The organism is Streptomyces macrosporus (genome assembly GCF_039533145.1).
Lineage (GTDB): Bacteria > Actinomycetota > Actinomycetes > Streptomycetales > Streptomycetaceae > Streptomyces > Streptomyces macrosporus.
The window spans coordinates 333462-344318 of record NZ_BAAASZ010000020.1; the positions used below are offsets into that span (position 1 = coordinate 333462).

11 protein-coding genes and 2 pseudogenes are annotated in these 10857 nt (G+C 74.0%); 5 read left to right on the forward strand and 8 right to left on the reverse strand.

Annotated elements, in window-relative coordinates; all coding sequences use genetic code 11:
• A pseudogene (locus tag ABD335_RS30785) lies at positions 1-214 on the forward strand (ABC transporter ATP-binding protein); the annotation flags it as partial.
• Here ABD335_RS30785 and ABD335_RS13590 read toward each other — a convergent pair.
• Both ABD335_RS13590 and ABD335_RS13595 read right to left on the reverse strand, forming a co-directional pair.
• Positions 128-571: pseudogene (locus ABD335_RS13590) on the reverse strand (LuxR C-terminal-related transcriptional regulator); the annotation flags it as partial. The pseudogenes ABD335_RS30785 and ABD335_RS13590 overlap by 87 nt on opposite strands.
• 232 nt (positions 572-803) lie before the next feature.
• Positions 804-1424 carry a TetR family transcriptional regulator gene (locus ABD335_RS13595; RefSeq protein ID WP_344322543.1) on the reverse strand — a complete coding sequence of 207 codons (621 nt, stop codon included), beginning with the start codon at positions 1422-1424 and terminating at the stop codon, positions 804-806.
• 290 nt (positions 1425-1714) lie between these two features.
• Between ABD335_RS13595 and ABD335_RS13600 the strand changes: the two genes are divergently transcribed.
• Genes ABD335_RS13600 through ABD335_RS13610 form a run of 3 tightly spaced genes read left to right on the forward strand, consistent with a single transcriptional unit; the run spans position 1715 to position 4918 of the window.
• A complete protein-coding gene (locus ABD335_RS13600; RefSeq protein WP_344322544.1) occupies positions 1715-3061 on the forward strand; it encodes a glycosyltransferase family 4 protein in 1347 nt (448 codons plus the stop codon).
• A 34-nt stretch (positions 3062-3095) separates the two neighbouring features.
• Positions 3096-3854, forward strand: coding sequence for a class I SAM-dependent methyltransferase (locus tag ABD335_RS13605; RefSeq protein ID WP_344322545.1), 759 nt, complete (start codon positions 3096-3098; stop codon positions 3852-3854).
• Entirely contained in the window at positions 3851-4918 is a 1068-nt protein-coding gene (locus ABD335_RS13610) for a prenyltransferase/squalene oxidase repeat-containing protein (protein ID WP_344322546.1), read from the forward strand. Before ABD335_RS13605 ends, ABD335_RS13610 begins: the two co-directional genes overlap by 4 nt.
• A gap of 46 nt (positions 4919-4964) precedes the next feature.
• Here ABD335_RS13610 and ABD335_RS13615 read toward each other — a convergent pair whose 3' ends face one another.
• From ABD335_RS13615 to ABD335_RS13630, 4 genes are all read right to left on the reverse strand, one after another.
• Positions 4965-5264: a hypothetical protein gene (locus ABD335_RS13615; RefSeq protein WP_344322547.1), complete on the reverse strand. Its 300-nt coding sequence runs from the start codon at positions 5262-5264 to the stop codon at positions 4965-4967.
• Positions 5265-5458: 194 nt separating this feature from the next.
• Positions 5459-6346, reverse strand: coding sequence for a DUF5336 domain-containing protein (locus ABD335_RS13620; RefSeq protein ID WP_344322549.1), 888 nt, complete (start codon positions 6344-6346; stop codon positions 5459-5461).
• A 50-nt stretch (positions 6347-6396) separates the two neighbouring features.
• Positions 6397-7365 (reverse strand): N-acetylmuramoyl-L-alanine amidase, encoded by a 969-nt coding sequence (locus ABD335_RS13625; protein ID WP_344322550.1) that lies wholly within the window; start codon positions 7363-7365, stop codon positions 6397-6399.
• Between the two features lie 24 nt (positions 7366-7389).
• On the reverse strand, positions 7390-8046 hold the full coding sequence (locus ABD335_RS13630; protein ID WP_344322551.1) for a class I SAM-dependent methyltransferase: 657 nt from the start codon (positions 8044-8046) through the stop codon (positions 7390-7392).
• 277 nt (positions 8047-8323) lie between these two features.
• On the opposite strand from ABD335_RS13630, the gene ABD335_RS13635 reads away from it, so the two are divergent.
• On the forward strand, positions 8324-9181 hold the full coding sequence (locus ABD335_RS13635; protein ID WP_344322552.1) for a MaoC/PaaZ C-terminal domain-containing protein: 858 nt from the start codon (positions 8324-8326) through the stop codon (positions 9179-9181).
• Positions 9182-9218: 37 nt separating this feature from the next.
• On the opposite strand, the gene ABD335_RS13640 is transcribed toward ABD335_RS13635, so the two are convergent.
• Positions 9219-9434 carry a hypothetical protein gene (locus tag ABD335_RS13640; RefSeq protein ID WP_344322553.1) on the reverse strand — a complete coding sequence of 72 codons (216 nt, stop codon included), beginning with the start codon at positions 9432-9434 and terminating at the stop codon, positions 9219-9221.
• A gap of 59 nt (positions 9435-9493) precedes the next feature.
• Positions 9494-10705 (reverse strand): hypothetical protein, encoded by a 1212-nt coding sequence (locus ABD335_RS13645; RefSeq protein WP_344322554.1) that lies wholly within the window; start codon positions 10703-10705, stop codon positions 9494-9496.
• Positions 10706-10857: the final 152 nt, after the last annotated feature.

Here is a 10857-nt window from a genome sequence, read left to right on the forward strand (position 1 = left end):
CCGGGAACACGGAGGACAGGGGGAACAGGTGAAGACCGTCCGGCTACACCCAGCCGGCGCCCTGGGAGATGCGTATGGCGTCGACGCGGTTGCGGGCGCCGGTCTTGCGGGTGATCGCGGACATGTAGTTGCGTATGGTGCCGCGCGACAGGTGGAGGCGGCCGGCGATCTCGGAGACGGTGGCGCCCTTGGCGGCCAGGGACAGGACGCTTAACTCCCGCGCGGTCAGCGGCATGTCCGCGGCACGCAGAAGATCGTGGGCGAGGGACTCGTCCACGTATCTCCTGCCGGCGGCGACGTGCCGGATTCCCTCTCTGAGCTTCTGCGGGGTCGCGTCCTTGTTCACGAATCCCAGCGCCTGCGCGTCATAGGCCCGGCGCAGCAGACCGGGTCTTCCGGGAGTGGCCAGAACCAACAGGCCGCATTGTGCCGAGGACATATGCCGACACAGATCCGCGATACCGCCTCCGTTCGGCGACTCCGGAAGTTCCGTGTCGACGACGCACACGTCGGCCCGCAGGGACCGAAGTCGGCCGGGATCACCGGACCAGGGGACGTCCTTGACTTCCATGTCGGGCGCCTCGTCCAGTAGCGCGGCCAGGCCGGATCGCAACAGGCCCAGGTGGTGCACCAGCAGTACCTGAATCACGTTCGGCTCCTTCAGTGCCCTGTTCGGGTGACGGTTGTCGAACACCCGTCAACAGATACCTATAAAGGCCACCGGATAACGCGCACTTTCGGCCAGTACCGGCCAGTACGGGAAGCAGAGGAAGTGATCAGGGGGCGCGCGTGAACCGGAATGATTATCGGCGTGCGCCCCCGGCGGATTCCGATTCGACGAGCCTGCACACCGTCTCGATGTCCGTCCGCACCTGTTCCGCGGAGGAACGCCCGGAGAGCCAGCCGATCAGGGTGGAGTGCCAGGTGTGCTCGACGACCCGGACCGCCGAGAGCAGCTCGGGCGTCGGCGGCCCCTCCAGACCCGTGGCGTCCAGGATGATCGCGGTGGTGAGCCGGGAGACCGCGTCGACCTCCGCGCCGGCCGAGCGGTCGGCGAAGGTGAACGCGCGCACCATGGCCTCCGCCAGGTTCGGCTCCCGCCGGAGCGCGCGGAAGGCGCGCAGCAGGGTCTCCGCCACGCGCGCCGCCGGCTCCGGCTCCTCCGGCGGCCGCCGGTGCAGCGTCTCGTGCAGCCGCTCCAATTGGTCGTGCATGGTGGCGACCAGCAGGTGGACCTTGGAGGGGAAGTAGCGGTAGAGCGTGCCGAGCGCGACGTCCGCGGACTCGGCGACCTCGCGCATCTGCACCGCGCCGAAGCCACCGCGCCGGGCCAACTCGGCGGTGGCGTCCAGGATGCGGCGGCGCCGCGCCTCCTGACGCTCGGTGAGCGGCGGGGCGGAGGGAGGGGTGGAGTGTGCCGTCATGCTCTCCTGCCATCTGTCCCGGCGGGCCTCCCGGAGCCGGTCCGCGGCGGCCCGGGGTCCGCATCCTCCCAGGACGGAGCCGTGGCGTGAATCACCCGGACCCGGCCGGTCCGGATCTCGTACCGGCCGGTAATCTTGCTGGCCGGGGCCGTGGACGGTCTCCGGAACCGGGTGCGATCGGGGTGCGGGCGGAGCACGGCCGGACCATCCTTGAAACTTGTTCCAGATTAACGCGAGCGGTTACGCTCCCGCGGACGTTTGCCGCGAGGACCTTCGGAAGGGGGCCGTGAGTGACGGCAGAGGCCACCTGGGACGCCGCGCCCGGCCCCCTGACGGGTACGGCCGCCGACGGCGACCGGCCGCTGCGGATCGCCCTGCTCAGCTACAAGGGGAATCCGTTCTGCGGCGGCCAGGGCGTCTACGTGCGCCACCTGTCGCGCGAACTGGCCCGGCTCGGCCACCGCGTCGAGGTCATAGGCGCCCAGCCCTACCCCGTCCTGGACGACGAGGACGGCGTCAGCCTCACCGAGCTGCCCAGCCTCGACCTCTACCGGCAGCCCGACCCCTTCCGCACGCCGAAGCGCGAGGAGTACCGCGACTGGATCGACGTGCTGGAGGTCGCCACCATGTGGACCGGCGGCTTCCCCGAGCCGCTGACCTTCTCGCTGCGCGCCCGCCGCCATCTGGCCGCCCGGCGCGGCGACTTCGACGTCGTCCACGACAACCAGACCCTCGGCTACGGCCTGCTCGGCCTGGAACGCCTGGGCTTCCCCCTGGTCACCACCATCCACCACCCCATCACCGTGGACCGGCGGCTGGACCTGGAGGCCGCGCGGGACTGGAAGCGGCGGGCGTCCGTGCGCCGCTGGTACGGCTTCACCCGCATGCAGAGGCGGGTCGCCCGGCGGCTGCCGACCGTGCTCACCGTCTCCGGCTCCTCCCGCCGGGAGATCACCGAGCACCTCGGGGTGCGCCCCGAGCGCGTCCACGTCGTGCCCATCGGCGCCGACACCCGGCTGTTCTCGCCCGACCCGTCCGTGCCCGAGGTCCCCGGCCGCATCGTCACCACCTCCAGCGCCGACGTCCCCCTCAAGGGACTGGTCCACCTCGTCGAGGCCCTGGCCAAGGTCCGCACCGAACACCCGGACGCGCACCTGGTGGTCGTCGGCAAGCGCGCCGAGAACGGCCCCGTCGCCGCCGCGATCGAGCGGTACGGGCTGGAGGGCGCCATCGAGTTCGTCAAGGGCATCAGCGACCGGGAGCTGGTGGACCTGGTGCGCGGCGCCCAGGTCGCCTGCGTGCCCTCCCTCTACGAGGGCTTCTCCCTGCCCGCCGCCGAGGCCATGGCCACCGGCACCCCCCTGGTGGCCACCACCGGCGGCGCCATCCCCGAGGTCGCCGGCCCCGACGGCGAGACCTGCCTGGCGGTGCCCCCGGGCGACGCGGGCGCGCTCGCCGCCGCGCTGGGCAGGCTGCTCGGCGACGCGGACCTGCGCGCGCGGCTGGGCGCGGCCGGACGGGAGAGGGTGTTGAGCCGCTTCACCTGGGAACAGGCCGCCCGCGGCACGGTGGAGCACTACCGCTCGGCGCTCCAGGACACGGCGGTCCGGCGCACCTCCGCCTCCGCCCTCAGCTAGTTCCCCGCACGTCACCGAGGAAGGCAGACCGCCAGTGCTGACCGTGGACTTCTCCCGTTTCCCGCTCGCCCCCGGCGACCGGGTCCTGGACCTGGGGTGCGGCGCCGGACGCCATGCCTTCGAGTGCTACCGGCGCGGCGCGCGCGTCGTGGCGCTCGACCGCAACGGCGAGGAGATCCGCGAGGTCGCCAAGTGGTTCGCCGCCATGAAGGAGGCCGGCGAGGCCCCGGCGGGCGCCGAGGCCACCGCCATGGAGGGCGACGCCCTCGCGCTGCCCTTCCCGGACGACAGCTTCGACGCCGTGATCGTCTCCGAGGTGATGGAGCACATCCCCGACGACAAGGGCGTCCTCGCCGAGATGGTCCGGGTGCTCCGCCCCGGCGGCCGGATCGCGGTGACCGTGCCGCGCTACGGCCCCGAGAAGGTCTGCTGGACGCTCTCCGACGCCTACCACGAGGTCGAGGGCGGCCACATCCGCATCTACCGCGCCGACGAACTGCTGGCGAAGATGCGCGAGGCGGGCCTGCGGCCGTACGGGACGCACCACGCGCACGCGCTGCACTCCCCGTACTGGTGGCTCAAGTGCGCCTTCGGGGTGCACCGGGACGGCGACGACGCCGCGCTCCCGGTGCGGGCGTACCACAAGCTGCTGGTCTGGGACATCATGAAGAAGCCGCTGGTCACCCGGCTCGCCGAGGACCTCCTCAACCCCGTGATGGGCAAGAGCTTCGTGGCCTACGCCACCAAGCCGCACCTCCCCGTCGCCGCGGCATCCGGTGCGGAGGGGGCGTGACGAGCCCGGGCCGCACCGAACGGCTCGTCCTGCCGGGCGTCCTCACCGCCGAACAGGCCGCGCGGACCGTGGCGGGCATCGCCGCCCTCCAGCGCCCCGACGGCGCGATCCCCTGGTTCCGCGGCCACCACCTCGACCCCTGGGACCACGTCGAGGCCGCCATGGCGCTGGACGCCGCGGGCGAGCACGAGCGGGCCGAGGCCGCCTACCGCTGGCTGGCCGAGCACCAGAACGCCGACGGCTCCTGGTACGCCGCGTACGCCGACGGGGACGCCGACCGCCCCACCGACCTGGGCAAGGAGAGCAACTTCTGCGCCTACGTCGCCGTCGGCGTGTGGCACCACTACCTGGCCACGGGCGACGACACCTTCGTGGAGCGGATGTGGCCGGTGGTCTTCGCGGCGATGGAGTTCGTCCTCGCCCTCCAGCGGCCCGGCGGACAGATCGGCTGGAAGCGGGAGGCCGACGGAACCCCCGTCGCCGACGCCCTGCTGACCGGCTGTTCCTCCATCCACCAGGCGCTGCGCTGCGCGCTCGCCCTCGCCGAGCACCGCGAGGAGCCGCAGCCGGACTGGGAGTTGGCCCTGGGACAGCTCGGGCACGCCATCCGGCACCACCCCGAGCGCTTCCTGGACAAGAGCCGCTACTCGATGGACTGGTACTACCCCGTCCTCGGCGGCGCGGTGACCGGACCCGCGGCCAAGGAGCGGATCGAGGAGGGCTGGGACCGCTTCGTCGTCCCCGGCCTGGGCGTGCGCTGCGTCCTGCCCAACCCGTGGGTGACCGGCGGTGAGAGCGCCGAACTCGCGCTGGCCCTGTGGGTGATGGGGGAGTCGGACCGGGCGCTGGAGATCCTGCGCTGGATGCAGCACCTGCGGGCCGAGAACGGCATGTACTGGACGGGCTACGTCTTCGAGGACGACGCCTTCTGGCCGGAGGAGCTGACTTCCTGGACCGCCGGTTCGCTGCTGCTGGCCGTGGCCGCGCTCGGCGGCGACCAGGCCACGGTGGCGGTCTTCGGCGGGGAGGGACTGCCGGCGGGGCTGGAGCCGGACTGCTGCTGAGGCCGTCCGGTCCCGCCCCGCACCGTCCCCACAGCCGCCCGGGCCGTCAGTACCGACGGACCCGGGCCGCCAGCAGATGGCCCAGGAACAGATAGGCCACCGCCGCGATTCCGTAGTTGATCAGCACCTGGAACCAGCCGGGCTCCAGGTCGAACAGGTCGTGGGACCAGCCCGCCAGCCAGCGGGCGGAGTCCTGGACGAACACCACCAGGTCGTTGCCCCGGTTGGCGTCCAGCACGTACAGCAGGATCCAGAGGCCGATGACGGCCGCGACGATGTCCGCGACGACCCGGATCACCGCGGCGGCCTGGTTGCCTCCGTAGCGCCGTCTGACAGTAGTGACCATGTGCTCCGGGTTGCCGCTTGTGTCGTGGACAAACCCAACTCGCCCTTTTTGAGCGCCTGTTGAGGCTGCTGTCGGGAAATGTGGCGTATGGTGCGCGACGGTGTGCGGCGCGGGGCCGGAGGACGGCCACGGCCCTCCGCCCGAGCGGGGCGGAGGGCCGTGGGTGTGTGTGCCGCCGGACGCCGGCGGGGGCGTCAGCCGCGCTGGATGCCCGAGGTGTCCTGCAGGACGCCGCGGCGGCCGTCCTGCGTCTGCGCCACCAGCGCCTGGCCGCGCTGCTCGACCGCCAGGTACCAGGTGCCCGGCGCCAGTTCGGCGATCGGGTTGGGCGAGCCGTCCTCCGGGAACAGCGGGCGCGCGACCGGCACGGCGAACCAGAACGGCTGGAAGTTCGGGTCGGGGGCGCCGGCCGCCGCCGGGGCCGGCCCGCCACCGCCGTACCCGCCCGGCTGGGGCTGACCGGGCTGCGGGTGACCCGGCTGCGGGTGGCCCGGCTGGGGACCGCCCGGGTAGCCGTACCCGCCCGGCTGCGGGCCGCCCGGGTAGCCGTACCCGCCCGGCTGCGGGCCCGGGCCGTAGGGGTTCGGGGCCGCCGCCCGCGGGGAGGGGGCCGGGAGCAGCGCGCCCTTGAGCGCCGGCACGGTGTTGCCCAGGACCGCGAAGACCGCCATGACCAGGCCGCCGATGAGGGTCAGCCAGGCGCCGACGCCCAGCTCCACCCCGTCGTTGGCGCTCCCGTAGCCGGTGTCCACCTCGGGCACGAGGTCGGAGAAGGCCGACCACAGGGCCGACCAGCCGACGAAGACCGCCAGCGCGGTGCCCCACTGGTCGAGACCGAGCCCGAGGACCTTCCGCTCTCCGGGGAGCATGTGCCCGAGGGCGAGCAGGGCCGCGGCGGCCAGACCGGCGATCGTCACGGTCGGCAGCAGCGGGAAGAGGGCGGGCTCCCAGGTGTTGAACGAGCAGGTCCCGGTGCAGTTGTCGTCCTCCGCCTGGAAGAAGGAGAGGAAGGAGGCGATGAACAGCAGCACCGCTGCTCCGATTACCGCGCCATCGCTTCGGGTGAGCGAGCGGATGTTCACGTAATATCCTTAATCGGTTTCGTCATGGTCTGGTCAGACGGGGGCGGGCCCTATCGTACGGAAGGACGCCCGGCGCGGTCCGGCGGGTCCGTCTTGTTCGTCTCACCGTCGTAACGGTCGTCCGCGTCCCGCAGGAAGGCCGTGATGCCGTCGGCGATGCCGCGGGCCGCGCGCTCCCGCCACTCCGGGTCGGTGAACCGCCGGGCGTCGTGGGGGTCGCGCATGTTGCCGCACTCCAGGAACACCTTGGGCACCCGGGACAGGTTGAGCCCGCCCAGGTCGCCGCGGGTCACCAGCCCGGTGTCGGCCGTGGAGGAACCCAGGTACTCCGCCGGTTCGAAGCCGGTCGCCTCGGCGAAGGCGTCGGCCAGGCGCTCGCCCAACCGCCGTGACGGACCCGTGATCCGCGTGGTGTCGGCGGCCCCCTCCGTCACCCGCGCCGGGAGGATCACGTGGAAGCCCCGGTCGCCGACGGCCGAACCGTCGGCGTGCACGGAGACCACGGCGTCGGCCCCCGCCTCGTTCCCGACCCGGGCGCGCTCGTCGATGCACGGCCCGTACGGCCGGTCCCCGTCGTGCGTGAACTCCACCGTGGCGCCCCGCTCTTCGAGGACGGCGCGGGCGCGGCGCGCGACGTCGAGGGTGAACAGCGCCTCCGCGTAACCGGAGTCCGTGGCCGTTCCGGTGGTGTCGCACTCCTTGCGGCCCGTGCCGATGTCGACCCGGCGCGCGATCTCCCGGGTGTGCTCGCGGTTGTCCGGGTTGTGCCCGGGGTCGAGCACGATCACCGCGCCCCGCAGCGGCCGGCCGTCCCCGTCCGGTTCCGCGGACGCCCCCGGCCCTCCGGACGGCTCCCGCGCGTCGCCGCCGGCCGACGGGGCGGCGGACGCCGGGGAGGGGGGCCGCCCGGGCGCGGGTCCGGCGTCCGTCCGTCGCGCCGCCTGCCACGCCGACCAGCCCACGAGGCAGACGGGCAGCAGGACCGCGAGGACGATGAACAGCCGTCTGCCGAGGGACATGACCGCAGATCGTAGCGGCGGGCGTCAGACGCCCGGACCCGTGCGCCGCAGAACGCGCAGCGAGCGGACCGCGGAGACCTCGGCGAAGGCACCGGACTCCAGGGCCCGCCGGTAGATCCGGTACGGCGCCTGCCCGCCGTCGGCCGGGTCCGGGAACACGTCGTGGACGACGAGCAGCCCGCCCTCGGCCAGGTGCGGCGCCCAGCCCTCGTAGTCGGCGTTCGCGTGCTCGTCGGTGTGGCCGCCGTCGACGAAGACCAGCCCCAGCTTCCCGCCCCACACGGACGCGATCCGCGGCGAGCGGCCGACGAGCGCGATCACGTGGTCCTCCAGCCCGGCCGCGTGCAGGGTGCGGCGGAAGGTCGGGAGGGTGTCCATCAGACCGACCTCCGGGTCGACCAGCTCCGGGTCGTGGTACTCCCAGCCCGGCTGCTGCTCCTCGCTGCCCCGGTGGTGGTCGACGGTCAGGACCGTCACGTCCCCCTCCGCGCGCCGGGCGGCGTCGGCCAGCAGGATCGTGGAACGTCCGCAGTACGTGCCGATCTCCAGCAGCGGCAGCCCCAGCCGCGCCGCCTCGCGGGCGGCGGCGTACAGGGCCATCCCCTCGTCGACGGGCATGAAGCCCTTCGCCGCCTCGAACGCGGCGACCACGTCCGCCGCGGGCTTGACGGACTCCTCCATCGACGACCTCCCCGACCCGATCCGACCGGCCCACCCGGTCCGTCCGGCCCGGTGCCGCGGCCCATGGTGCCGCACCGCCCCGCCGGGCCGGTCACGGGGGGTGGGGGAGAGGGACCGGCCGGCTCGACACGGTCCCGCCACGGTATGTGCGCTATACAGGTAAGACCCGCACAGGCAAGCCGCCGGGCCGGAACGCCTCCCCGCTTCCGGTACGGCCGGGGGCGGGCCGCGGCCCCTGCCCACCTTTCCACCCGTGGTCGCCGAGGAGCGAGCTTCCATGCCCATCGACGCCGCCAAGGCCCTCGCCGCCGAGCCGGTCACCACCGAACTCGCCTGGGGCCACCGGGACGTGCAGCTCTACCACCTGGGGATCGGCGCGGGCACCCCCGCCACCGACCCGCTGGAGCTGCGCTACACCCTGGAGAGCAGGCTGCGCGTCCTGCCCAGCTTCGCCACCGTCGCCGGCGGCCGGCTGACGCTGCTGGACGGGCTCTCCGCGCCGGGCGTCGACGTCGACCTGGCCTCCGTCCTGCACGGCGGCCAGTCCCTCACCCTCCACCGGCCGGTCCCGGTGAACGGCCGGGCCCGGCAGACCTCCCGGATCACGGCCGTCCACGACAAGGGCGAGGCCGCCGTCATCACGCTGCGCTCGGAGGTCGCCGACGGCGACGGGCCGCTGTGGAGCTGCGACGCCGTGATCTTCGTCCGCGGCGAGGGCGGCTTCGGCGGCGAGCGCGGCCCGTCCGTCCGCACGGATCCGCCCGGCCGCGAGCCGGACCTGGTCCTCACCCGGCCCGTCCGCGAGGACCAGGCGCTGCTGTACCGGCTGTCGGGGGACTGGAACCCCCTCCACGCCGACCCGGACTTCGCCCGCGCCGCGGGCTTCGACCGGCCGATCCTCCACGGGCTGTGCACCTACGGCATGACGCTCAAGGCCGTGGTGGACACCGTGCTGGACGGCGAGACCGACCGGGTGCGCGCCTACGGCACCCGCTTCGCCGGGGTGGTCTTCCCCGGAGAGACCCTCCGCATCCGCGTCTGGCGGCAGGACGACACCCGCCTGAAGGCGTCCGTCACCGCGGTCGAGCGCGACGATGCCCCCGTCCTGGCCGACACCGTCGTCCACCACGCGTAGCGCGTCCGGCCGGTCCCGCCGTCCGGCGGGGCCGGGCCTAGCCGACCTGTTCCTGCGCGGCGGGGCGGCGGTGGCGGCCCTGCGCGGGCACCGTCGCCTCCTCGCCGACGGCGGCCGGACCCCGGTGCCTGCCTCGGCTCTCGGCGGTCTCGCCGCTCGGGCGGGCGCCCGCCGTGCCGCCGGGCGTGCTCTGGTTCGGGTTCGGGGTCGTGATCTGGGTCGGGCTCTGGATCGGGCCGTGGGCCTGGGACATCGCCAACTACTCCGTGAATCCGGTCGGTTCCCTCCGTACCCGACCGGATCGTAGTAGTTCTACGATCTTCGCTCCGCGGCGGTCCGGGCCAACGGCGCCTGTTGCAGCGGAACCGGCGTGCGCGCCACCGAGCGGAGCGTGAACACGGTGAACGATCCGCTCTCCTCGCCCGCCGCGGACGGCCCCCGCGGCACCGCCCCGGCCCCCTCCGCCACCGGCTCCGGACGCGGCCTCGGCAGCGGCTCGGGCTCCGGGGCCGGCACCGCGATCCGGGCCAGCCCGCACGGCGTGTGGTCGGTGGAGTACGGCAACCGCAGCTCCCCGTCCACCGTCCACAGCCCCGAGCCCCGCAGCCACCCCTGCGGAGCCGCCAGATGCCGCAGCCTCCGCTGCGTGGGCCGCCACACGGCCACCCACGTCCCGTTCGGCCCGTCCACGCGCAGCGCCACCGCGCAGCCCTCCGGCACCAGCGCCTGACCGGGCTGGATGGCGAACGGGGTCAGCGCCACCCCCTGCGGGCGCAGCGCCTCGGGGAAGCGCACGGGCCGGTGGCTGCCGAGCACCCCCCAGCCCAGCCGCGTCTCGCCCGGGGCGTCGGACCGCACGAGCAGCAGCCCGCTGTCGGGGTCGGCGAGCAGCAGCCGGTCGTCGCTGTCGTCGGTGATCTGCAACAGCGGGGAGACCTCGCCGCGCTCCAGGTCGACGACGACGGCCTTGGTGCGGCCGGAGGCGTCGGTGCGGTCCAGCGCCAGCAGCCGCCCCTCCCGGTCCAGCCAGGTGCCGCCCGAACAGCGCCCGGGCACCTCGGCCACCGGCTCCGGGCCGTAGGAGCCGCCGTGCACCAGCCACACCGCCGTGCCGCGCCCGCCGGAACGGCCGGGGGAGAGGGCGTGGACCGACAGGCCGTCCGGGGCGGGCGGCAGCAGCGTCAGACGCTCGGACTCCACCGAGCCGAGGGGAAGCTCGCCGGTGCGCGGGCCGGAGGGGTAGAGCAGTGCGAGGTGGTGCCGGTCGGCGGCCCTGCGGCAGATCAGCACCCGTCCGTCGGGCAGCGGCAGCACCTGGGTGCCGGGCCCTTCCGGCCGCGGCCCCGGCAGCGGCACCGCGTACGGCTCGGGGCCGTCCAGCGTCCAGCGCTCGGGGATCCACCCCCCGCCTCCCTCGGCCACCGTCAGCCTGGCCGCGTAGGAGCCGTCCGCGGCGATCGCGAAACCGGTGGGCGCCGCCCTCCCGCCGTTCCCCGGAACGGTGTCGACAGCACAGACAGTCATCGACCCATCACCTCCGGTAGCGACGCTAGTTTTCGCCTTCCCGGCCGGGCGGCGACAGCCGGGAGCCTTCACACGTTCGGGGGACGGTGTACGGATTCGCGAGGGGAAGCGGGACGCGGTGTGCTCCATCCGGCGCGGAGACGGGACGCCCC